19 protein-coding genes, 1 tRNA gene and 1 pseudogene are annotated in these 22,056 nt (G+C 59.6%); 10 read left to right on the top strand and 11 right to left on the bottom strand.

Annotated features, from left to right (window positions below; genetic code table 11):
• Positions 1 to 173: 173 nt before the first annotated feature.
• From uca to M1E16_RS06685, 7 genes and pseudogenes are all read left to right on the top strand, one after another.
• Entirely contained in the window at positions 174 to 3,854 is a 3,681-nt protein-coding gene (gene uca, locus M1E16_RS06715; protein WP_458129502.1) for an urea carboxylase, read from the top strand.
• Between the two features lie 22 nt (positions 3,855 to 3,876).
• A complete protein-coding gene (gene atzF / locus M1E16_RS06710) occupies positions 3,877 to 5,655 on the top strand; it encodes an allophanate hydrolase (RefSeq protein ID WP_458129501.1) in 1,779 nt (592 codons plus the stop codon).
• Positions 5,656 to 5,936: 281 nt separating this feature from the next.
• Positions 5,937 to 6,554: pseudogene (locus M1E16_RS06705) on the top strand (GGDEF domain-containing protein); the annotation flags it as partial.
• Positions 6,547 to 6,765, top strand: coding sequence for a cysteine-rich CWC family protein (locus M1E16_RS06700; RefSeq protein WP_434625462.1), 219 nt, complete (start codon positions 6,547 to 6,549; stop codon positions 6,763 to 6,765). The pseudogene M1E16_RS06705 and the gene M1E16_RS06700, both read left to right, overlap by 8 nt.
• A 35-nt stretch (positions 6,766 to 6,800) precedes the next feature.
• A complete protein-coding gene (locus M1E16_RS06695; protein ID WP_458129500.1) occupies positions 6,801 to 7,493 on the top strand; it encodes a pseudouridine synthase in 693 nt (230 codons plus the stop codon).
• A 309-nt stretch (positions 7,494 to 7,802) separates the two neighbouring features.
• Positions 7,803 to 8,687, top strand: a complete 885-nt coding sequence (locus M1E16_RS06690) for an alpha/beta fold hydrolase (RefSeq protein ID WP_434603036.1) — start codon at positions 7,803 to 7,805, stop codon at positions 8,685 to 8,687.
• A gap of 149 nt (positions 8,688 to 8,836) precedes the next feature.
• A tRNA-Gly gene (locus tag M1E16_RS06685) sits at positions 8,837 to 8,910 on the top strand.
• Between the two features lie 94 nt (positions 8,911 to 9,004).
• Here the strand turns inward: M1E16_RS06685 and M1E16_RS06680 are convergent.
• On the bottom strand, positions 9,005 to 9,796 hold the full coding sequence (locus M1E16_RS06680; RefSeq protein WP_458129499.1) for a DUF2971 domain-containing protein: 792 nt from the start codon (positions 9,794 to 9,796) through the stop codon (positions 9,005 to 9,007).
• 146 nt (positions 9,797 to 9,942) lie between these two features.
• Between M1E16_RS06680 and M1E16_RS06675 the strand changes: the two genes are divergently transcribed.
• Positions 9,943 to 11,199: a hypothetical protein gene (locus M1E16_RS06675; RefSeq protein WP_458129498.1), complete on the top strand. Its 1,257-nt coding sequence runs from the start codon at positions 9,943 to 9,945 to the stop codon at positions 11,197 to 11,199.
• Positions 11,200 to 11,216: 17 nt separating this feature from the next.
• Here M1E16_RS06675 and umuC read toward each other — a convergent pair whose 3' ends face one another.
• Both umuC and M1E16_RS06665 read right to left on the bottom strand, forming a co-directional pair.
• Positions 11,217 to 12,488, bottom strand: a complete 1,272-nt coding sequence (umuC, locus tag M1E16_RS06670; RefSeq protein ID WP_458129497.1) for a translesion error-prone DNA polymerase V subunit UmuC — start codon at positions 12,486 to 12,488, stop codon at positions 11,217 to 11,219.
• Positions 12,481 to 12,906 (bottom strand): LexA family protein, encoded by a 426-nt coding sequence (locus M1E16_RS06665; RefSeq protein WP_043041970.1) that lies wholly within the window; start codon positions 12,904 to 12,906, stop codon positions 12,481 to 12,483. Before M1E16_RS06665 ends, umuC begins: the two co-directional genes overlap by 8 nt.
• A 226-nt stretch (positions 12,907 to 13,132) precedes the next feature.
• Here M1E16_RS06665 and M1E16_RS06660 point away from each other — a divergent pair, with 226 nt between their 5' ends.
• Positions 13,133 to 13,420, top strand: coding sequence for a hypothetical protein (locus M1E16_RS06660; protein ID WP_458129496.1), 288 nt, complete (start codon positions 13,133 to 13,135; stop codon positions 13,418 to 13,420).
• A 20-nt stretch (positions 13,421 to 13,440) separates the two neighbouring features.
• Complete coding sequence (locus M1E16_RS06655; protein ID WP_458129495.1) at positions 13,441 to 14,136, top strand: SOS response-associated peptidase family protein; 696 nt, start codon at positions 13,441 to 13,443, stop codon at positions 14,134 to 14,136.
• A gap of 629 nt (positions 14,137 to 14,765) precedes the next feature.
• On the opposite strand, the gene M1E16_RS06650 is transcribed toward M1E16_RS06655, so the two are convergent.
• The 8 genes from M1E16_RS06650 to M1E16_RS06615 form a co-directional block, all read right to left on the bottom strand.
• Positions 14,766 to 15,560 (bottom strand): DNA adenine methylase, encoded by a 795-nt coding sequence (locus M1E16_RS06650; protein WP_458129494.1) that lies wholly within the window; start codon positions 15,558 to 15,560, stop codon positions 14,766 to 14,768.
• Positions 15,561 to 15,709: 149 nt separating this feature from the next.
• Entirely contained in the window at positions 15,710 to 16,252 is a 543-nt protein-coding gene (locus M1E16_RS06645) for a lysis system i-spanin subunit Rz (protein WP_458129493.1), read from the bottom strand.
• On the bottom strand, positions 16,234 to 16,797 hold the full coding sequence (locus M1E16_RS06640) for a glycoside hydrolase family 19 protein (RefSeq protein WP_458129492.1): 564 nt from the start codon (positions 16,795 to 16,797) through the stop codon (positions 16,234 to 16,236). Before M1E16_RS06640 ends, M1E16_RS06645 begins: the two co-directional genes overlap by 19 nt.
• A gap of 67 nt (positions 16,798 to 16,864) precedes the next feature.
• Complete coding sequence (locus M1E16_RS06635; protein ID WP_458129491.1) at positions 16,865 to 17,911, bottom strand: phage late control D family protein; 1,047 nt, start codon at positions 17,909 to 17,911, stop codon at positions 16,865 to 16,867.
• Between the two features lie 63 nt (positions 17,912 to 17,974).
• Positions 17,975 to 18,181, bottom strand: a complete 207-nt coding sequence (locus M1E16_RS06630; protein ID WP_135846590.1) for a tail protein X — start codon at positions 18,179 to 18,181, stop codon at positions 17,975 to 17,977.
• On the bottom strand, positions 18,156 to 19,001 hold the full coding sequence (locus tag M1E16_RS06625) for a phage tail protein (protein ID WP_458129490.1): 846 nt from the start codon (positions 18,999 to 19,001) through the stop codon (positions 18,156 to 18,158). Before M1E16_RS06625 ends, M1E16_RS06630 begins: the two co-directional genes overlap by 26 nt.
• Before the next feature lie 9 nt (positions 19,002 to 19,010).
• Positions 19,011 to 21,587, bottom strand: a complete 2,577-nt coding sequence (locus M1E16_RS06620; protein ID WP_458129489.1) for a phage tail tape measure protein — start codon at positions 21,585 to 21,587, stop codon at positions 19,011 to 19,013.
• A gap of 100 nt (positions 21,588 to 21,687) precedes the next feature.
• Positions 21,688 to 22,014 carry a phage tail assembly protein gene (locus M1E16_RS06615; protein ID WP_458129488.1) on the bottom strand — a complete coding sequence of 109 codons (327 nt, stop codon included), beginning with the start codon at positions 22,012 to 22,014 and terminating at the stop codon, positions 21,688 to 21,690.
• Positions 22,015 to 22,056 lie beyond the last annotated feature (42 nt).

Genomic DNA, 22,056 nt, shown 5'->3' with positions numbered 1-22,056 from the left:
CAGTCAGCCTTCATGCAGCTGATGTACCGTTTTCGCGAGCAGGCTCGCTCCCACAGAGGTTGTGTGGTGTTCGAAGGTATCCGCCCACGGGGACGACCCCGTCGGCCATCGAAAACTGCGGGACGGCCCGCATCCCGATTCAGGCTGACATTGCGGCCTGAGGGGTAAATGCCATGTTCGAAAAAATCCTGATTGCCAACCGTGGCGCCATCGCCTGCCGCATCCTGCGGACCCTGCGCGAGCTGGACGTCAAAGGCGTCGCGGTTTACTCCCAGGCCGACGAAGCCAGCCTGCACATCCTCCAGGCCGACGAAGCCCACTGCCTGGGCCAAGGCGCGGCGGCGGGCACCTACCTGGCCGTGGACAAGCTCTTGGCTATCGCCCAGGACAGCGGCGCGACCGCGATCCATCCCGGCTACGGTTTTCTCTCGGAAAACGCCGCTTTCGCACAAGCTTGCGAGGCCGCCAACATTGCCTTCATCGGCCCGACACCGGAGCAGTTGCGAGTGTTCGGACTCAAGCACACCGCACGCGCCCTGGCTCGCCAGCACGGCGTGCCCCTGCTCGAAGGCACGGAGCTGCTCGACAGCCTGGATGCCGCGCTACTGGCCGGGGCGCAGGTCGGCTACCCGGTCATGCTGAAAAGCACGGCGGGCGGCGGCGGAATCGGCATGCGCGTATGCCGCAGCGCCGCTGAATTGAGCGAGTCCTTCGAAGCGGTCAAGCGCCTCGGGCAGAACAATTTCAGCGACGCTGGCGTGTTCATCGAGAAGTATATCGAGCGGGCGCGACATCTCGAGGTTCAGGTGTTCGGCGACGGCCAGGGCCAGGTGATCGCCTTGGGCGTGCGCGACTGCTCGGTGCAGCGGCGCAACCAGAAAGTCATCGAAGAAACCCCGGCGCCCAACCTGCCCGAGGGCATGGCCGACGCGCTTTGCGCTGCCGCGATCAAGCTGGCCCGGGCGGTCGACTACCGCAGCGCCGGCACCGTGGAGTTTGTCTATGACAGCGAGGCAGGACGCTTCTATTTCCTGGAAGTGAACACACGCCTGCAAGTGGAGCATGGCGTCACCGAGCAGGTGTGGGGCGTGGACCTGGTGCGCTGGATGGTGCAATTGGCCGCCGGCGAACTGCCGCCACTGGGCGAGCTTAGCCAAGGGTTGAAAGCCGAGGGCCACGCGATCCAGGCGCGCCTGTATGCCGAGGATCCAGGCCGGGATTTCCAGCCGAGCCCGGGGCTGCTTACTGCTGTGGAATTTGCGCAGGCCAACGGCAAGGAACTGCGCATCGACACCTGGGTCGAGGCCGGTTGCCAGATCCCGCCGTACTTCGATCCGATGATCGCCAAAGTCATTCGCTGGGCGCCGACCCGCGAGCAGGCACGCCTGGGCCTGCATCAAGCGCTGGACGAAAGCCTGCTCTATGGCGTGGAAACCAACCGTGTCTACCTGCAACAGATCCTGCTCGACGCGCCCTTCGCCGATGGCCAGCCCTGGACCCGCTGCCTGGAGGCCCTGGCCTACCGCGCCAACACCGTCGAAGTGCTCAGCCCCGGCACTCAGACCAGCGTTCAGGATTACCCCGGTCGCCTCGGTTATTGGGCGGTGGGCGTGCCGCCGTCGGGACCGATGGACAGCCGTTCGTTGCGCCTGGGCAATCGCCTGCTGGGCAACGAGGAAGGTGCAGCGGCCTTGGAAATCACCATGAGCGGGCCGCTGCTGCGCTTCAACTGCGCTGCGCGAGTGGCGGTGACCGGCGCAGAAATCGCCCTGACGCTGGACGGCGAAACGGTGCCGATGGACACCCCGCTGTCGATCGGTGCAAGGTCCACCCTCGCCATCGGCACGATTACTGGCGCCGGGGCGCGGAGTTATCTGTGTGTGCATGGCGGCTTGCAGGTACCGGATTACCTGGGCAGCAAAAGCACCTTCACCCTCGGCCAGTTCGGCGGCCACGGCGGGCGAGCATTGTGCACCGGCGACGTGCTGCACCTGGCTGCGTTGGATGAGCACGTCGTCATGCCGTCGATCGAAGAGCCGCCCCTGGTGTTGCCAGCCGTGCGGCAGATCCGTGTGATCTACGGTCCCCACGGCGCGCCGGAATATTTCACCGAGCGCTACATCCAGACGTTCTTCGACACCGCGTGGGAAGTGCATTTCAACTCCAGCCGAACCGGCGTGCGGCTGATCGGGCCGAAGCCGGAATGGGTACGTGCCGACGGCGGCGAAGCGGGCCTGCATCCGTCCAATATCCATGACAACCCGTACGCCATCGGCGCGGTGGACTTCACCGGCGACATGCCGGTCATCCTCGGCCCCGACGGCCCGAGCCTGGGTGGCTTCGTCTGCCCCGTGACGGTGATCGAGGCGGACCTGTGGCAACTGGGACAGCTCAAGGCGGGGGACAAGGTGCGGTTTGTGCCGGTGGACCTGAAGACTGCCCGCTCACTGGCAATGGATTTCCCCCGTGGCGAGGGAGCTTGCTCCCGCTCGAGTGCGCAGCGCTCGCCAGACAATATTCCTGGTGCTGAAAATTTGGGGCCGCTGCGCGACCCAGCGCGAGCAAGCTCGCTCGCCACAGGTTTGGGAATTACACAGACATTGATGTCGCCTGTGGTTTTGGACATCGGCCAGGACGACACCCGCCTGGTCGCGCGGCTGTCCGGCGACACCCATCTGCTGCTTGAAATCGGCGCTCCCGAACTGGACCTGGTGCTGCGTTTTCGCGCCCACGCCTTGATGCAGGCCCTGGAGCAAAAACACCTGCAAGGGGTGATCGACCTGACGCCGGGTATTCGCTCGCTGCAAGTGCATTACCAGCCCGAACAATTACCCCTGGCCGATCTGCTGGCCATCGTCGCCGGCGAGTGGGACGCCGTGTGCGCCGCGCAAGACTTGCAGGTGCCGTCGCGCATCGTCCATCTGCCGCTGTCCTGGGACGATCCGGCCTGCCAGCTGGCGATCGAAAAGTACATGACCACCGTACGCAAGGACGCGCCTTGGTGCCCGAGCAACCTGGAGTTCATCCGGCGCATCAACGACCTGCCCAACCTCGACGAAGTACAACGCACGGTGTTCGATGCCAGCTATCTGGTGATGGGCCTCGGCGATGTCTACCTCGGCGCGCCGGTCGCCACGCCGCTGGACCCCCGGCACCGGCTGGTGACCACCAAATACAACCCGGCCCGCACCTGGACCGCGGAAAATTCGGTGGGCATCGGCGGCGCCTATCTGTGCGTGTACGGCATGGAGGGCCCCGGCGGCTATCAGTTCGTCGGCCGCACGTTGCAGATGTGGAATCGTTATCGGGACGTCGCCGCATTTGACGGCAAGCCCTGGCTGCTGCGCTTCTTCGACCAGATCCGCTTCTACCCGGTCAGCGCCGATGAACTGCTGCGCATCCGTCGGGATTTCCCATTGGGCCGCTTCGACCTGGCGATCGAACACAGCCAACTCAACCTCGCTGATTACCAGCGCTTCCTGGCCCGGGAAGCGGACAGCATCGACGCGTTCCGCGAGCAGCAGCAAGGTGCCTTCCGTGCCGAGCGCGAGCGCTGGATCGCCAGTGGCCAGGCGCATTTCGACAGCGAGGAACCGGCAACCGCGCCGAGCGAAGATTCAGTGCTGGACGAGGGCCAACTGAGCGTCGACAGCCACATCGCCGGCAACCTCTGGCAGGTCCAGGTGGAGGTGGGTGCGCGGGTCGCCGCGGGTGACGTGCTGGTGATTCTGGAGTCCATGAAAATGGAAATCCCGGTGCTTGCGCCCATCGCCGGCGTGGTCCGAGAAGTGCGCGTCCAGCCCGGTTCAGCGGTGCGCGCCGGGCAACGCGTGGTGGTGCTGGAACGTGACTGAACTCAATCAAAGGATTAACGCCATGACCTTCTCTCTGCGCCTGGACAACCTGCGCGACGCCTACCGCAAGGGTGAAACCACACCGCGTCAGCTGCTGTTGGCCCTGCGGGAAAAAGCCGCTGCGCTCAACCCGGACTATCACCTGTTCATCCACCTGCTCTCGCCCGAGGAACTCGAACCTTACCTTTCGGCACTAGAAAACCGCGACCTGGAAAGCCTGCCGTTGTATGGCGTGCCATTCGCGATCAAGGACAACATCGACCTGGCTGGCATTCCCACCACCGCCGCCTGCCCGGCGTTTGCCTACGTGCCGCAACGTTCGGCGAGCATCGTCGAGCAATTGCTGGCGCTGGGTGCGGTTCCTGTTGGCAAGACCAACCTCGACCAGTTCGCCACTGGCCTCAACGGTACCCGCACGCCCTACGGAGCTTGCCGCAACAGCGTGCTGGCCGACTACCCGGCGGGCGGCTCCAGCGCGGGCTCGCCGCTGGCGGTGGCCCTGGGCGTGGCCAGCTTTGCCCTGGGCACCGACACCGCCGGCTCCGGCCGCGTGCCTGCGGCGCTGAACAACCTGGTGGGGTTGAAAGCCACCAAGGGCCTGATCTCCACCGCTGGCGTGGTGCCGGCCTGCCGTACGCTGGACTGCGTGACCACATTCACCGCGACGGCGCGCGAAGCCAGCCAGCTGTTGGCATTGACTGCGCGTCTCGACCCGCGCGACGAATACAGCCGCCCCAACCCGCAATGGAACGACGGCGCGGCGTTCGGCGCACCACGACGTTTTCGCTTCGGCGTGCCCCGCCGGCAAGACCTGGAGTTTTTCGACTGCGACGAAGGCCCACGGCTGTTCGCCGATGCCATCGAGCGCCTCGAACACCTGGGCGGCGAAGCTGTCGAGTTGGACTTGTCACCCTTCCTCGAAGCGGCACGCCTGCTCTATGAGGGGCCGTGGGTTGCCGAGCGCTACAGCGTGGCCGGGGAACTGATGGAACGCGAACCCGACGCGGTACTGCCGGTGATCCGCGCCGTGCTGGCGCAAGCGCCGACGGTGACCGGTGTGGAAACCTTCCGTGCCCAGTACCGTTTGCAGGCGCTCAAGGCCCAATGCGACCGCGCGATGGAAGCGCTCGATTGCGTCCTCACCCCGACCATCGGGCGCCCGGTGACGCTCGCCGAACTCGCCGCCGAACCGCTCCTGCGCAATTCGCAACTGGGTTACTACACCAACTTCATGAACCTGCTGGACTACGCCGCCGTGGCCGTTCCCAGCGCATTCATGGCCAACGGCTTGCCTTGGGGCGTGACGCTGTTCGGCCGCGCCTTCACCGATCAGTACCTGCTGAGCGTGGCCGACGCCTTGCAGCGTCAGCAAGCGCCTGATCTGCCAGTGCCTGCCAACCCGGCGCGCCATGATCGGGCACGGTTGGTCGTGTGCGGCGCGCACCTGGATGGGCTGGCGTTGAACTGGCAGCTCAAGCAACGTGGCGCCCGCCTGATCGAGGCCACCCGAAGCTCAGCGGATTATCGCCTCTACGCCTTGGCCGGCGGCCCGCCACTGCGCCCTGGCATGCTTCGGGTCGGCGAGGGAGGCGTGGCGATCGAAGTGGAAGTCTGGGAATTGCCAAGCAGCGAGCTGGGTTCGTTCCTCACCGGTATCCCCGCACCGCTGGGGCTGGGTAAGGTGCAACTGGCCGACGGACGCTGGGAAAGCGGCTTCATTTGCGAGCCGTATGGTCTGGACGGCGCGCAGGACATCAGTCATCTGGGCGGATGGCGGGCTTATCTGAGTACCCGTCAGTAAACAGCACCCTGTGGCGAGGGGATTTATCCCCGCTGGGCGGCGCGACGTTTCGCTAAATCCCCTCGCCACGATCTTGCAAAGCTGTAAATCCGAATGTCTTTTCTTACAGGGCCACTAAACTGATTCCATCGGATCACTCCAAGGGAATCGCCATGTCGCTTCGTTCGCCGTTGTATTCCCAGCGCTCGCCGGTGCTCATCCTGGCCATTTTGCTCGGCGCCGGCTTCCTGGTGACCTCGCTGCTGGGTTACTACGCCGCCAACACATCGCTGCGGGACAACGTGCTCAAGACGCTGTATTTCAATCTGCTGATCGGCCTGCTGGTAACAGTGGCCGCGCTCGTGGTACTGCATCGGCTGATGGTCAGCTACCAGCGGCGGATCGACGCCCAAGCGATTCTTGACGGCCTCACCGAGCTGCCCAATCGGCGGGGCTTCGACCTCCTGGCGGTGCAGGCCCTGCACGAAGCCCAACGCGAGCCCAGGCCACTGAGCGCGCTGTTGCTGGAGGTGGATGACTTCAAGCGACTGGACGCCAACCACGGCCACATCGCCAGTGATCAGTTGCTCACTGGTTTCGCTCGCGACCTGACCGATACACTGCGCCATTCAGACATTGTCTGCCGCTGGAGCGCCGATGCCTTCGTCCTGCTGCTCAAGGACACCGATGGACAGAACGCTCTGAAAATCGCCGAGAAAATTCGCCAGCGCATCGAGCAACAGCGCTACTTTTGCAGCGGCAAGCAATTGCGGATCACCATCAGCATCGGCCTGACCACCTTGCAGGACAAAGACACCTTGCACAGCCTGCTGTCCCGGGCCGATCATGCGCTGCAACGCGCCCGACAGACCGGAAGCAACCGAACCTGCGTGGAAATGCCTCATTCCAGTTATGAATAAACCCGATCTCTGCCCGGCCTGCGGCGCCACCAACGACTGCACCCTGGCCAATCCGAAAACCGTTGATCGTGCCTGCTGGTGCTACGGCGTGAGCATCGACCCGGCGGTGCTGGAAAATTTGCCGGCCGAGCTGCGCAACCAATCCTGCCTGTGCCCGCGATGCGCCCGGGTCGATGACCAGTTGCGCGCCAAGCACCAACCGATCGCGTAAGATGCCCGCCCCCAGCTCCCCTGCCCGAACTACCCATGCGCGTTGACCGTTTCCTCAGTAACCTGCCGCGTTTCAACCGCCAACAGGTCCGCCTGCTGCTGGTGGAACGGCGCGTACGGATCGACGACCAGACCGTCATCGATCCACAGGCACAGGTGCGTGAATTCAGCCGCGTCGAAGTCGACGGCGAAGTTTTGCAAGCGGGCCGACCAGCGCGCTACTTCATGCTGCACAAGCCGCCCGGCTGCGTGAGTGCCACCCGCGATCCGCAGCACCGCACCGTCCTCGATCTGCTGGACGAACCGGACAAGGACGACTTGCACATCGCCGGTCGCCTGGACTTCAACACCACCGGGCTGATGCTGATCACCAACGACGGCAGCTGGTCGCGGCGCCTGACCCAGCCGCAGACCAAACTGCCGAAGGTCTACTACGTCGAGACCGAGCAAACCATTACCGCCGAGTACGCCTTCACGTTTGCCCAAGGCCTGTACTTCGCCTTCGAAGACCTCACCACCCAACCGGCGCAACTGACCCAACTGGGGCCGACATCGGCGCGCTTGAGCATCGTTGAAGGCCGTTATCATCAGGTCAAGCGCATGTTTGGTCACTTCAATAACAAGGTGCTGCGCCTGCACCGTGAAAGCATGGGTCCGCTGCAGCTGGACGCTGATCTCGCACCGGGCCAATACCGCGCCTTGAGCCCAGAAGAAGTTGGCCTGATCTGAGCCAGACGACCGCTGGGCAGAAGTGACGGACAATTTTCAAAGAGCACTTGCGCAACGGCCTCCCCCCTGCTTGAATCAAACCGTCGGCCGAAATGTGACCGACGAGTCACCCCATACCTCTAAGAAACTTTTTGCCGGCTGGAACCCTCAGGTTCCGCCTCGTTCGCCGGCAAATTGCCCGCCATAACAACACCCGTCGACCGGCTTGCGCGGATCGACATGGGCCCTATCTTCCAGGCGTATGCCTACCTGTCACATTGCCCGTGCAATCTAATTGCGCGCATACCCGCTTGCCAGGAGTCTTATGACATGAGGCCAGAAATCGCTGTGCTGGATATACAGGGTCAGTATCGGGTTTACACGGAGTTCTATCGCGCAGACGCCGCGCAAAAGACCATCATCCTGGTCAACGGCTCGATGGCCACCACCGCGTCGTTTGCACAGACCACCAAAAACCTCTACCCGCAATTCAATGTCGTGCTGTACGACCAGCCCTACGCGGGCAAGTCCAAGGCTCACAACCGCCACGAGAAAATGCTGACGAAGGAAGTCGAAGGCCAGATCCTGCTGGAGCTGATCGACCACTTCGCCGCCGATCACGTATTGTCGTTTTCCTGGGGCGGAGCCGCCACCCTGACCGCCTTGGCCCAGCGCCCGCGGCGCATCGAAAAAGCCGTGATCAGTTCTTTCTCACCGGTGCTCAACGCACCGATGCGCGACTACCTGGAACGTGGCGTGGACTACTTGAGCAGCCTGGACGGCGATCGTGTCGGACACCTGGTCAACAGCACCATCGGCAAGCACCTGCCGCCGCTGTTCAAGCGCTTCAACTATCGCCACGTCAGCAACCTGGCCGAGCATGAATACGGACAGATGCACTTTCACATCAACGACGTGCTCCACAGTGACCAGCAGTGCTATGTCAACGCGGCGAAAAAGATCAACGTGCCGGTGCTGTTCCTGAACGGCGAATGGGACGAATACACCGCGGCCACCGACGCCAGGCTCTTCGCCAACCATGTCCAGCACAGCAGCTTCACCACGCTGCAAGCCACCGGGCACTTCCTCGACATGGAACACAAGGCCGCCTGCCGCGACAGCCGCGAGGCGTTGCTGGGTTTCCTCAAGCCAACCCACCACGCCAGCCGACCGCGCTACAGCTATGTACAGGACTACCATGCAGTGGCCATCTGAGAAAAGTCATCGCGGGCAAGCCTCCAGCAATGGCGCTTGCTCGCGAATGACCGCTCTGGTTTGAGTCTTGCGTAGACGGATGACCTCGCCGTCCGGAAAGAAAAACTTCAAATCCCAGGCCACATCTGGTACAAAGTCAGCCGCTCTGAGCGGGTGTCGTATAATGGCATTACTCCAGCTTCCCAAGCTGATAACGAGGGTTCGATTCCCTTCACCCGCTCCACTATTTTCAAGGCTTCCAGCCTACCTCGCTTCACCTAGGTGTCTGTTAAGGTGTCTGTTAGCTGTTCTCCCCCTCAACCGACACATCTGCTTGGCTAGCCACCAGCTTGTGCAACCTCAGCCCCAAGCTGCCACGAAGCATCATCCACATGCAGCTTATAAATTGGGCAGCCTGCTCGCTCCAAAGCTATTTTTCCCAGTGGATCGTCTAGGCTTCTGTTTTTAACCCCAAGATATATCTCGCATATTGAAACCTGGTGGCTGTACAGGTGCAGCCCTTCCGGTAGATTGTCACTCTGCTCTATCGCCCGCAGCGGATCCGCTTGAAAATCACATGTTTCTTCAAAAAAACTATCCGCGATTTTCACGATCCTAACCTCCTCCTCGTACACCCAACTGGCGTGCTTGGTTAAAAAGAGTCGTCGCGCAATAGCTTGCTGTTCATACACAGGCGACCCACCGGAACCAAACCCCCACTGGTAGACCCTCTGAAGAGCTCTCATTGTTTCTGGCGTCATCTTAAACGGGGATTTGGTATGGGTGTAAATCACATCCCCTGTATCAGCAGGAATCAAGCTATATTCCTGTGAATTCAAAAATGGTCCTTCAATGTCGTAGCCGACGACAATCCCCGAATGCTCCCGCCCATAGTGAGCCCACATCAGAGGATTCTGCGGGCTTCGCGTAAGACTTAGTATCACCACCTGCTCCTTTAGGCTCTCTACCAAGCTCCTGAGCGTGTCGAGCTTCGTACCGGGACCATCACCGTTTGATAGGGCTGTGAGTTCGAACGGGTCATTGAAATGCTTAGGAGTTCTAAATCCTAAGCGTCGGCTCTCGATAGCCTTCAAGCCATTTTCCGCACTGTAGTATTTGTAAAGAATCATTTCTGCCCCCTTTGATTGCTAGCCCTGCGCACACCGCCCACAAATGCATCTCTACGACCACTGTCTCAATGAGATTAGCGCCAATGATGCCGATTAGCTACTATTCGATATACGAATCGCAGCGGACCTAAAAAAAGGAGTTTAAAATGAACGCTGAGTGGAGCGACAAAAGCAAAAACTTCAATCCAACAATATTCATAAAATTAATTCTTGAGTGCACATCCCTAAATTCTGAGGGAGTACTACAGTATGAGGGTTTTAGATATTTCGAAAACAAAGGAATGCTTAGAAGCATGATCCTTTTTAATGGAAAGGAGGTTATTTCTCCCAAGACGGAAGAAGACATATTTAATTCCGGCTTTGCCGATTTCGCCAAATCTCATAAATCAAACCATACAAATTTAAAAGATTCACTACTAGCCGCTATAAACAAGAGACTCAAAGCTTATCTAGCCACTCCCAAAACTACCTTTCTCGTAGCGACATCGATATCGACAACCGGTTCTTTACCGATTAAAAAATTCACAACCAGCAACATACAGACTACTTTTTACCCAGACGGTCTTCCTAAGAAATTTAAAAGCCGACAACTGTACGATGAAAAGTGGAAGTCAACCACACCCCACACTCCATCTAACTATTCCGGAGTAGTCGCCCAGACTCTCGCCCACAGCGCCGATGATGCTATACATGCCTCTATCGATGAAATTGATTTTATACGCGGCATTCTCTCCTTTTTCGCAAACCCTAGCATGTCGCTTTCATTATCAGGAAGCCCGAATAAGGGCATCAACCGAATCCGCCTTGGCGGCTTGCATAGCGTTCATAATGACCATGGCGATCTTACTAGCGAAAATTATTGGTATGAGCCTGACTATGAGTCCCGCATACCTTTTATGTTCGACCCAAACAATTTGAAATCTATTGCGTCCAATATCCGAAAAATTATTAGCCGGATTGAGAAACTTAATGGAGGAGAAAAAATTAAGGATGGAATCATTAGATATGTCAGAGCCCTCGACGAATCCAATAAAGATTACTTAATCATAAAGCTTTGGGGTGCATTTGAAGCAACCGTGGGACAGAATGACAATAGTGACATCATCATCAGACGTTGCACCTACTTATACAAAGACCAAGAACTAGTCAGGCAGGTCCTTGAGGTAGCGAAAGTTTACAGAAACAGAAGTGTACATGGCAATTTCAGCTCTAGCATTGCCGACCAAATCGGATATCAGCTTCACAGCATCTTCCGCCATCTGATATTTTTTTATGTTGGAAGTAAATATTTGGCAAGCGTCCCAGAGGCCAACTCGTTTTTGGACTCTCCCCTAGCTACTGGGGACCTAGAGAGAAAAATATTTTTTTTAAAAAAAGCTATCCGATTTAGATCTAGCTCTTAGTTCCACCTACAGGCGCATCAATTGACTACCCACAACTGATCCAGTTTGGTGGTATAGCTCCGACTCATCATCTCCCGCCGCATTCCCCAACCTGGATTGACTGGCACGCTCGCAGGCCGGAGTGTCCCCCTACCCCAGCGTCCGTTAATCTGATCGAGTACCGCCATCAAGCTCGTAGCGTCATCAGGTTGAGAGACGGCAAAGAGATCCTCTGTATATTCCCCAGGCTGGCAGATATTCATCAACAGCACCTCAGCCTTGCTGTACTTGAACCCCGGCCGGAAAACCCTGTCGAGCGCATCCACCGCTGCTTTAGTCAGCAGCCGCACATCATCGGTGGGATACGGCAGGTCAATCAGAACACCGTTGGCGTATTTCGCCTCCTCCGGATTGAACATGCCGGTGCGGATGCTGACGCGGATCTTCTTGCACAGCGACTTCTGCGCCCTGAGCTTTTCCGAGGCACGCATCATGTAGGTAGCCACCGCTTCCTTGATCGGTGCCAGCTCCGTGAGCCGCTTACCAAACATCCGACTACAGCAGATCTCCTGCTTCGGCAGGTCCGGCTCATCCAGCTCCAGGCACGACGTGCCGGAGAGTTCGCGGGCCGTCTTCTCAATCACCACGCTGAATTTCTTCCGAAGCGTCCAAGGGTCGGCCTGGGCCAGATCCATGGCCGTCTTGATGCCCATGGCATCTAGGTGCAGTTTCATCTTACGGCCGACGCCCCAGACCTCGGCCACGTCCGTATTGCGTAGCACCCAGTCGCGCTTAAACGGGTCGCAGATGTCGACCACGCCGCCCGTTTGCACTTGAAGCCGCTTAGCCGTGTGATTCGCCAGCTTTGCCAGAGTTTTCGTGTGAGCGATCCCTACCCCAACCGGGATGCCGGTGCAGCGCAGCACATGGCTGCGGATCTTGCGGCCGAGGGCGTCCCGGCCGTCGATGCCGGTCAAATCCGCGAAGGCTTCGTCGATGCTGTAGACCTCGACGGCAGGCACCATTGATTCAATGAGCGTCATCACTCGCTCGCTCATGTCCCCATAGAGCGCGTAATTCGAGGAGAACGGGACAATTCCGTGCTTCTGCAGCTTGTGCTTGATCTGAAAATACGGCTCGCCCATTTTTACGTAGGGCTTGGCATCGTAGCTTCGGGCGATCACACAGCCGTCGTTGTTGCTCAGCACCACGATGGGCACACGGGCCAGGTCCGGGCGGAACACTCTTTCGCAACTGGCGTAGAAGCTGTTGCAATCGATCAGGGCAAAAACTGGCTGGGCTTTAGACATGGCTGCGCACGCTGCAGGTGATGACGCCCCATATGACCAGCTCATCGCCCTCGAGCACGTACCTCGGTGGGTACTTTGGGTTCTCCGATAGGAGAATCACCTCCTTCCCACGGATGCAAAGGCGTTTGCATACGGGTTCGTTGTTCAGCAGCGCCACGACGATGTGGCCATGCGCAGGTTCCATGGCGCGGTCCACGACGGCTAAATCCCCTTCAAAGATCCCAGCGCCCTGCATGCTCTCCCCTGCGATGGAAACCAGGTAGACATGCGGAGCGCGTATGTTGAGCACCTCATCCAATGAGATATGCGCTTCGATGTGGTCCGCTGCCGGAGACGGAAACCCGGCGGGCACTCGAAACGAACATAGAGGCAGCTTTAATCCGCCTTCAGCGATAGGGCCTAAAATCGAAAAGCTCATGACGTACGACTTCCAAAAACCTGTACAGATATACAGTTAACGTTGTACAAGTTTTGCGGTCAATTTCTTTGTAAGGGTATTCGGACAAGCGGCTTAGTAGCACCGTCCTGCCACAGGTCGTGGTCCTGAACTGCCTTGGTCGGCATCTGCATTTCGTCGGCTTGCTATCGCCCAGCGCTAACGGCCTCGATTACTGTATATCCAAACAGCTATTCAGGTATCGGCCATGGACCCGTACGACATCGAAGACACAAACCACTGGCTCGGCTCGCCGACACTCGAAGAAACGCGTGCGCATTACGTGAACATGCTGGAGGGTGAAATGGCCGACCTGCGCGTTCTGCTCCGTAACGCACAGAGGAATATCTCAGGCCTGATCGAGATGAACGCACAGCTATCTGCTGAGAGAGTTGCGCTTGTCCGAGAGGTTCAGAAATACAGGACAGGGCAAGGCATCTTGGATGCCGACGGGGTGAGCAGCTTCGTCAGTGTGCACCACACTGGGCTACGCTGACCGTAACCAGAGGGTGGCATATGTGCGGACGAATCTCCCAGTACACCGGCATCCATGAGTTCACCCGAGTACTGAGCATGCCGAATGCCATGGTCAATACTGCTGGGGACCAGCCCTTAGGGCGCTATAACGGCGCGCCCTCGAATCAGTTCGCGCTCTTACATCAGGAGGGTGAGGTTCTACACATCGACCTGGTACGTTGGGGCTGGAAGCCGCATTGGGCGAAGGATAGAACCCCGGTGAATGCTAGGGTCGAGAAAGTTGCGCACGGTCCTTACTACAAGTCGATCTGGCCGCATCGAGCACTGGCCCCAATCAATAGTTGGTTCGAATGGGTGGATGAAGGCGGGCCAAAGAAGCAGCCGTACCTGATCCGCCGAAAGGACCAAGCGCCGATTCTGTGCGCTGCCATCGGGCAGTACCCGACTGGAGCCAGGGAGCCGCTGGACCATGACGGCTTCGTGATCATCACCGCTGACAGCCAGGGAGGCATGGTGGACATCTATGATCGCCGCCCCGTGGCGCTGAATGCGGAACTAGCGCGGGAATGGATCGACCCCGCCACATCCACAGAGCGCGCCGAACAAATTGTTCTGCTGCAGGGCGAACCTAGCGAGGCCTTTGAGTGGTTCAGGGTTGACCAGGTCGTGGGGAATGTTCGCAATCAGGGCGCAGCCCTTATCCAACCTCTTCCCTTCATCGATCCACAGCAATAGTGTTATTTACACTTTCCGTGTAATACCCCTCCTACGGAATTTGTTCCTACACTCATCTGCTACCGCACCCAATCAAATCGGGCAGTTCAACAAACTAAAACTCCGTAGAACAACATAATGCGAAATGTTAAGCGCAAAAACAGAGTAGGAAATTTCCACTTAAAGTGTAGTTAACAGCTTACGGAATTATACTATTGCATCTCCTCCAGCACTCGACATCTTTGCCCTAGGGGTAAAGGTGTATACACCCTTCCACCAGCACGCCACCTCTGTTTCTAGGAGGGCTTAAGGTGTATGCCGCCGCCCCATTTAATTATTTTCTTCAAACATCCGTTGACGACCGAGCCGATAAACATTTAGTTTATTAACAGCCCCACCCCACCGCCCACAAACACCACGCTTATCAGCGTGGCGAGTTTCTTTGCGAGAAGAAGAAATGAACATAATTATTTTATTGACGGCGACTGTTGTATTGCTTATCCGGATCTCTGAACTTTTGGAACGTTGGGGCATTGGCTGCCCTGGCTTCTTTTTTTGATTTCAAACCGGGGGGCTGACAGCCTGCTCCTTTAGAGTTTGAGCGATCAGCCCGGGCGATACAGGACATGAGCCGCTGCTGAGGAGTCCCCTCAGAACAATCCTCCTAGGGCTGCAGGCTCCCAGTTCATGATCACCAGTTCACCGCTGACCTCGGCCTTGCCCTGACGCTGGTTCGTGTTGCTGTAGCGAATGTCCAACGTCTCGAAGTGAAAGCCTCCAAACACGCGACGGATGTCCGGGTGGTCGTTGATGCTGACCATGACCTTGCCCTTGCAGCGGCGCATGAAGTCAGCCATCCGCTCGTAATTCTCAAACGGGAAATCCACGCCATATCCAGCGGTCTGCCAGTACGGCGGGTCCATGTAGTGGAACGTATGAGCGCGGTCGTAGCGCTCAGCACAATCAAGCCAGGGGAGGTTTTCGACGTAGGTGCCGGACAGTCGCTGCCATGCGGCCGAGAGGTTCTCCTCGATCCGGAGCAGGTTGATGGCCGGGCCAGTGGTCGCGGTGCCGAACGTCTGCCCGGTGACCTTGCCGGCGAAGGCATGATGCTGCAGGTAGAAGAACCGGGCGGCGCGCTGGATGTCTGTGAGGGTTTCAGGACGGGTCATTTTCTGCCACTCGAACACCTGGCGGGAACTGAGCGCCCATTTGAACTGGCGCACGAATTCTTCCAGGTGATTCTGCACGACGCGATAGAGCGTCACCAGATCGCCGTTGATATCGTTCAGGACTTCAACGGGAGCGGCCTGGGGTCGCATGAAGTAAAGCGCGGCACCGCCGGCAAAGACTTCGACATAGCATTCGTGAGGCGGAAAAAGCGGAATGAGGCGGTCGGCTAGGCGGCGCTTGCCGCCCATCCAAGGGATGATGGGAGAACTCATTGAAAGCAAGACCTTTACTGTATGGATAAACAGGTGCTAGGCTCGCCGCGCTTTGTGCACGGAGCAGGAGCCTTGGCTGGACTTGCAGGGACATCTGCAGGGACGGCGACCGGGCCGGATGTTGGCGCATCCGGCCCGGTCGCTCCTTTTCACTTCGGTGTTGAAACTTCTTTGGCGTAAGCCTGGCAGGCTGCCAGGGCTATCAGCCCCCGGTCGCCGGCATCGGTGATGCCGATAATTCGTTGAGCATGCGCTGGGTCAAGTCGGGCGCGTGTGGCTCCATGAACCACGCCGCCGGTGCCGGTGGCGGCTGGCACTGCACAGCCGCTGGCGGTATCGGTGGCGTCGAGTAGGACTGACAGCCGGACATCAGCAGTAGCGAGACGATCACGCAGGCGATCCTGATCACGTTGGGCATCGGTTAGGGCTCGATAGTGGGTTTGATCTTTGGCGGCCAGCCGCTGCTCCAGGGCCAGGCGTTTGTCCTGCTCGGTACGCTGCAGCGCGGCCGAGGCCAGGGTGATTTGGTTGAGGGTTTCGGTGTGGAGCCGGGCTTGTTTTTCTAGCTGCTGACCGTATCGCCAGCCCTGGACCGTCCAGGCGATGGCCGCCGAAACGGCGACCAACGCAAACAGCAGGATCCCGGCAGCCAGCACGCGGTATTGCAGCGGGATCAGGTCGACGAGACGCATAGCACCGCCCTCGCCCGCTCCCACAGCTGCAGGCGATCCTGCAAACCGTTGAGCCCGCCGTTGATTTTCCGGGTGATCATTTCGAACTCATCACGATCAGCCAGCACGTTCAGTTCCCTGACCCACCAGAACCATGCAGCCGACTCGGCGGCCCATTGGGGCAACTCCAGCAGTTCGGGCGTGCGCAACAGGCGCTCGTCGCCGAACAGCGCCAAGCTGCAGCGCAGGTAGTTGTGGGCACCGGTAACCTGGATTAAGCCGCGACCGCGATAGCGCTGGCCATCTCCATCGGGCTCGGGGGTGTTGCCGAGTTTCGAAGCCAGCGAACCGGTGTCGTATTTGCTGAGGTATTGATCGCCGCCCAGCTCCCGCACGTACTGCAGTTGGCCGGACTCATGCCCAACCTGGGCCAGGAATGCGGCCTGCCGCTTGGGCGTGTCAATCTGTCGGTGGGTCATGGCGGCGTTCAGGGCCGAAACAAAAACGCCCGCTTGGCGGCGGGCGTTGGGCATGATGCGCTGTAGTTGCTGCTCAGTGAGTGGCATGGGGGCTCCAAAAAAAGCCCGCTCGATGGCGGGTTGCGGTTGTGTTTGAGGCTGGTGCTCAGTGCGCCTAAAGCTGGACGACCTTGACCGGCTTGGCTTCCTTCTTCTTTTTCTTACCTTTGGCATTGGCCTTGCCCTTCTTGCCACCGTTGCACTCGACGGTGGTGGTCCAGCCACTGGAGGTGAACATTTGTTCCACCGCCTCAGCCAGATACTCACCATCAAGCCCGGGCTTGATGCCCTGGACAATGATGGACCGTTCGGCAAACACATCGGTGCGGCCGGCCATTTCCAGGCGAACCCCGGCGCTGCTGCGATTGAAGGCGGCCAAGCGCGCCTTGGCGGCTTGCTCGGCGGCTGACTTGTTGGGGTAGATATGCCGGTCGGTATGGACCGCTGGCAGGCTGTTCGGCAGGTCGTCGTTGTCCAGCTCGACCACCTTAAGCGCGCCGGACTTTTTGTCCTGGTGCTTGGTGCGTACTGCCTTTTGCGTATTGCGGTCGCCGAGACGGAATTGATAGCGGCTCAAATCAGCGCGCCTCAGAACCACAGGGCTCAGGTTCTTACCGCTGGCTGTCTGGCCACCTTGCCGAGGCATAACCAACAGCTTGCCGTCGGCCAGCTTAGCCGTGCAGTCATATTGTTTGGCAAGGCGGGTGATGAAGTTGTAATCCGACTCGTTGAGCTGGTCGACTCGAGGCACCTTGGTTTGCACCGGGCACACCGGCTGCCAACCATTGCGAGCGGCTACGTCGCGGACAATCTGCTGCAGAGGCACGTTTTCCCAGGACCCGCTGCGCACGGTCTTGCCGCTGCCGCGCATGTCACTGGCTTTACCCCGAATCACCAACGTGTCAGGCGGGCCCGACAACTCTATCTCGTCGACGGTGTAGCGCCCCAGGCGGGTCAGGGCCTGGCCGGTATATCCCAGGTAAACCTCGATACCCGCCCCCCGCGTAGGCAGCGCAACCGCTTGATCACGATCATCGATCCGTAACTCGAAGTCGTCCGAATCCATGCCCGGCTTATCAGAGGTGCGCAGACTCAACAACCGATCATTGATCAACGCGGTGATGTCCTTGCCGTCCGCAACGATGCGATAGGTCGGCTTCATGATGACACTCCAGAAAAGAGAAACCCCGCACGGAGCGGGGCTTGTGACGTGCGACGGTGCTGATTAATCCCACAGCTGGATATCCTCCAGCGTCTGCGCTGGCAGATCCGGCAGCACGATGATCACCCCAGCGCGAAATGGCTGAGGCTCATCGGCCAGGCCTTGATTGGCAGCAAGCACAGCCTCCACGGTGCCATTCAGATGGCCGTAATAGTGATGACAGACGGTGTCTAAGAGATCCCCGTCAGACGTTCTGCAGGTCGTCGCCATAGCTCACAAACTCCAGTGAAAAGGACTGCTTACGCGGAATGCCACCCGCGAGCAGGTTGCTTTGATCTTCCTCGATGTTGAGCAGGCACCAGGTGCCGAGCACTTCGCCGTAGCCGGTGGTCAGGTTCACCGGCTGCAGACGCCGCCCGATGGTGCGCAGAGTGTCCAGCTGTTTGAGCCCACCTTTGAAGCCCGGAAAAATCGCGCCCTTGAGGCTGATCTTGTCCTCTCCCTGGCCGACCGCCTGCTGGGCGATGCTGCGTGTCAGACGTTCCTGGCCTGCCCAGCGAAACGACGTCTGCCGACGTAGTTCCTCGAAAGCCGCCGTATCCAGGTTGAAGTAGTACGGCTGTGCGTTCGGCTCCAGGGGCTGCATGATCAGCAGGTGTGGGAACGGCTTCACCGCCTCGGCCGCTGGTGTCAGCTGTGGAGCAAATGAACCCGTGGGCATGATGTTGCTCAGCGAGGGGCTCACCTGGCCGGCGATGCGATTAATCGCTGCACCGGCCTTGCCGGCCTGTTCCTGGAGCGAACCCAGCCGCTCTTGGACTTGGCCGGCGGCGGTGACGGCTTGGTTGTACTTCGCCGCCACCTGGCCCACGGTGGACTGCGCCGCGTTGATTGCCCGCATGGTCCGTTGCATCTTGGCGCCGATGGCAGGCCCAATGAAGGGCACCCCCTCCAGCTCCGAGGCGGCGCCCGTCATGTCACTGATTGCGCCATTAAGCGGGCCCAGCATGCCATCGAGACTGGTACGGCCAGCCTCCCCCGCTGCAAGCAGTGATTTGAACACCGATTGCAGTTGCTCCATGTAGGCCATGGCACCTCCTTAGACGTGGGGGGCATCGAACAACTGGCTCGACGACTGTCGAGCGAGCGTCTCCCGAGAGAAAGCCTCCATGAGCTGACGCAAATGCGGCTCCAGCTCCCGAGCCAGTTGCGCAGGATCTTTAACGTCGCCCTGAACGGTGATGGAGACATTCGGCGCGAAGCTGAAAGCCTGATCAACCTTGGGCGGCACGGGCGGTGTGGGTTCAGTTGGCTTGGTGACCTCGGGAGGCTTGGCCTCTTCCGCCTTGGCCTCACTGCCAAACCAGGACTTACCCAAGAAGCTGCCGATGCTTTCCCCACCCAAGCCGCCCAACGCGGCACCGATTGCGCCGCCAATGGCGGTACCGATGATCGGCACAACCGAACCGATAGCAGCCCCTGCTGCACCACCGGCCAGGGCACCCGCAAAACCACCAGCGGCACCGCCATAACCCTCGGCTTTTTCGTCTTGAGTAGTTGCATTGAGCGCGGTATCGATAACTCCCACCCCGGCATCCAATACCGACCCGCCGGGGAGACGCTTGGTGGCTCGGGTGACACCCCTGATCGACTGAACCGCACGGCCGAGCGAGCCATCGGGCACCGCCTCCGCCGCAACGGCAATAGGCGCAGCAGCCAACAGGCCCACCTTTGGCATGACAGAAGCGGCGGCAGGTGCCGATACGGACGGAATACTCGACGCCCGGCCGGGCAATCGGCGACGTGGGAGGGTCCCGATGCCGGAACGGCGACCACGTCGCCCACGCTGACGTCTGCCTGCACCGTCGGGGCCTGAGCCTGGACCAGAGCCTGTTCGGCCTATCGCATCAGCGTTGACGACGAACACACGTTGCGGCTCAGTGCTCAGCCCCCCACCGGAATCATTACCCGCCCCCATCAGCTTACCGAGTACGCCGAGGCCCTTATCCACCGTCTTGATACCGGTTTTCGGAGCTTTGGCAGCAGCATCACCAAGGGCACCCACGCCTCGTTCCATCGCTCGACCACGCGATATGTTGTACAACCCCTTGCCAATCTTCACCGCGCTGGCGGCCGTCTTGAGGGCCAACAAGCCGGTGGTGATGGCAGCAATGCCCAGCACCACCGGCTGCGAGCCATCGGAGAGCTTGGTCAGCCCACGCACAATTGAGGTCAGCCCCTGGGCGACCGCATCGGTCGCCGGGCGGATGGCGTCCCCCACGCTGCGCATGCCATCGCTAACCGCCTGGCCTAGCTCGTCCCACATCTGCTTCGACGTTTCGCGCCGCTCGGCCAGGTTCTTATCGAGGATCCCGCCAGAGGACTGCGAATCCTTTTTCAACTGCTCGTAAAGCGACTTGTTTTGCGAGTAGGCCGTGAGCGCCGCCTTGACCTGCATGTCGGCGAACAGGTCACCGGTACGCAGGGATTTCTCCAGCGCATCGAGCGCCGCCTTGGCCTTCTCCGGATCCGTCTCCTTGCTGATCTTGGCCTGGGCCTCGGCCATCTTCGCAGCCTTTGCCGGGTCGGTGGCCTGGATGTATTTCATCGCCAAGGCGAAGCTGGATTCCAGGGTCGACATGCCCTTCTGGATGCCAGTGTTCAGGGATGCTTGATAGTCGATACCGGCTTCCTTGTACGCCTTGACCACGTCGCCCGAACCGATTTTCTCCATCCAGTTTTTCAGGTTGTTGGCCGCTTCGTCCGAGCCTCCGGCCGTTTTCATCTGGACTTGAAGCATCGCGCCCAAGGAGCTGACCGCTTCCATGCCGGTGCTGCCGTTCTTCTCCATGCTCGCCAACAGCTGAGGAAACCACCGGGCCATGTCGCTGGCCTCGAAGCTACCCGCCTGTCCCTGATAGGCGATGGCCTCCAGGGCCTGCTGCATCACCTTGGGGTCGTTGATCTTGGCGTTCTGCTGCAGCGCCATGATCATGCTGGCCGTGTCGACGCCGGACGCGCCCTGGCCAATGGCAAACTTCGCCGCCGTCGGCGCGTAGGCCATGGCCTGCTTGAGGTCCATACCGGCACCGACCAGCTGGTTCACCAGGTCCGCGACGTCGTTACGGGCCATGCCGGTATCGCGAGAGGTTTGGATCACCGTCTGGCTAAGCTGTGTTTCTTGCGGCTTGTTGACCACATCCGCCTTGATCGCGATGTCGCGGATGATCGCCTGATAATCCGCGCTGACCTTGGTCGGAATCGCTGCAAGACCGGTGGCGACAACACCTTGGCCAATGCTCGACGTGAGTCCTTTCTTGCCGGCATCGAGCTGCTGGTGTCCTTTGAGCTGCAGATCGGCGGCTTTGGCTGTGCGGCCGAGGCGCTGGTATTCCTGCCCCAGCCTGCCCACCTCCACGCCCTGTTTGCGCAGGGCATCAAGGTTGCCGTTGAGCTTGCGCAACAGACCATCCGCCGAAGCAGCGCCGCTGTCGTGCGCCCGCTTCCATTCATCGCGCAGGCGGATGGTTTCGCCAATGGTGCTCTTGAGCACCTTGGCCTTGCTGCCTTTTTCTTCCAGCTTTTTGATGTGGCCATCAACCGTGCGGAAGGCAGACGCCATCGTCGAACTGACGGCGCCGCCAATCACCAGCGATAACGCCAGTTTGCTAGCCATCGTCTACCCCTTGTTTCAGTCTGAAAGCCACCAGACCATGTCGGAGAACGGCATGGACAAGATTTCAGCGGCGGAAAAATTCAGCTCGGTGGCTAGACGCTTAGCCAGTTGCTTCTGCACCTTGGGGTTGAAGTTCATCATCTCGCACCAGGCGAAAATAGCCGGCCTGTATGCGGTTGTAGTCCTTCAGCGTCAAACCATCCAGATCCTTGGTACCGACTTCGGCCAGGGAGGCGAACAAATTCAAATCTTGCTGTTCTTCATCATAGGGCGCTGTTTGGCGGGCAACGCGAAGGTCACGCACGGTCGGCGCTCGGAGGCTCAGCGTATCGACACGCACGCCGTTGGCTTCTGATGGCACAGTCAGTTTTACGGTGACGCGGTCAACGGTCAGGGTCATCCAGCTTGGAATTGCGGTACTGCTCATAGAAGTGTGTCCTTAACAGAGGAACCGCCGCCCGGGCGACTC

The sequence above is a fragment of the Pseudomonas sp. Z2-11 genome, from assembly GCF_054161305.1.
This window is presented reverse-complemented; position numbering and strand designations above follow the sequence as displayed.

Bases quoted from the DNA above. Each gene is read 5' to 3' on its own strand.
- uca (WP_458129502.1), top strand. From the start codon at position 174: ATGTTCGAAAAAATCCTGATTGCCAACCGTGGCGCCATCGCCTGCCGC.
- atzF (WP_458129501.1), top strand. From the start codon at position 3,877: ATGACCTTCTCTCTGCGCCTGGACAACCTGCGCGACGCCTACCGCAAG.
- M1E16_RS06700 (WP_434625462.1), top strand. From the start codon at position 6,547: ATGAATAAACCCGATCTCTGCCCGGCCTGCGGCGCCACCAACGACTGC.
- M1E16_RS06695 (WP_458129500.1), top strand. From the start codon at position 6,801: ATGCGCGTTGACCGTTTCCTCAGTAACCTGCCGCGTTTCAACCGCCAA.
- M1E16_RS06690 (WP_434603036.1), top strand. From the start codon at position 7,803: ATGAGGCCAGAAATCGCTGTGCTGGATATACAGGGTCAGTATCGGGTT.
- M1E16_RS06680 (WP_458129499.1), bottom strand. From the start codon at position 9,796: ATGATTCTTTACAAATACTACAGTGCGGAAAATGGCTTGAAGGCTATC.
- M1E16_RS06675 (WP_458129498.1), top strand. From the start codon at position 9,943: ATGAACGCTGAGTGGAGCGACAAAAGCAAAAACTTCAATCCAACAATA.
- umuC (WP_458129497.1), bottom strand. From the start codon at position 12,488: ATGTCTAAAGCCCAGCCAGTTTTTGCCCTGATCGATTGCAACAGCTTC.
- M1E16_RS06665 (WP_043041970.1), bottom strand. From the start codon at position 12,906: ATGAGCTTTTCGATTTTAGGCCCTATCGCTGAAGGCGGATTAAAGCTG.
- M1E16_RS06660 (WP_458129496.1), top strand. From the start codon at position 13,133: ATGGACCCGTACGACATCGAAGACACAAACCACTGGCTCGGCTCGCCG.
- M1E16_RS06655 (WP_458129495.1), top strand. From the start codon at position 13,441: ATGTGCGGACGAATCTCCCAGTACACCGGCATCCATGAGTTCACCCGA.
- M1E16_RS06650 (WP_458129494.1), bottom strand. From the start codon at position 15,560: ATGAGTTCTCCCATCATCCCTTGGATGGGCGGCAAGCGCCGCCTAGCC.
- M1E16_RS06645 (WP_458129493.1), bottom strand. From the start codon at position 16,252: ATGCGTCTCGTCGACCTGATCCCGCTGCAATACCGCGTGCTGGCTGCC.
- M1E16_RS06640 (WP_458129492.1), bottom strand. From the start codon at position 16,797: ATGCCACTCACTGAGCAGCAACTACAGCGCATCATGCCCAACGCCCGC.
- M1E16_RS06635 (WP_458129491.1), bottom strand. From the start codon at position 17,911: ATGAAGCCGACCTATCGCATCGTTGCGGACGGCAAGGACATCACCGCG.
- M1E16_RS06630 (WP_135846590.1), bottom strand. From the start codon at position 18,181: ATGGCGACGACCTGCAGAACGTCTGACGGGGATCTCTTAGACACCGTC.
- M1E16_RS06625 (WP_458129490.1), bottom strand. From the start codon at position 19,001: ATGGCCTACATGGAGCAACTGCAATCGGTGTTCAAATCACTGCTTGCA.
- M1E16_RS06620 (WP_458129489.1), bottom strand. From the start codon at position 21,587: ATGGCTAGCAAACTGGCGTTATCGCTGGTGATTGGCGGCGCCGTCAGT.
- M1E16_RS06615 (WP_458129488.1), bottom strand. From the start codon at position 22,014: ATGAGCAGTACCGCAATTCCAAGCTGGATGACCCTGACCGTTGACCGC.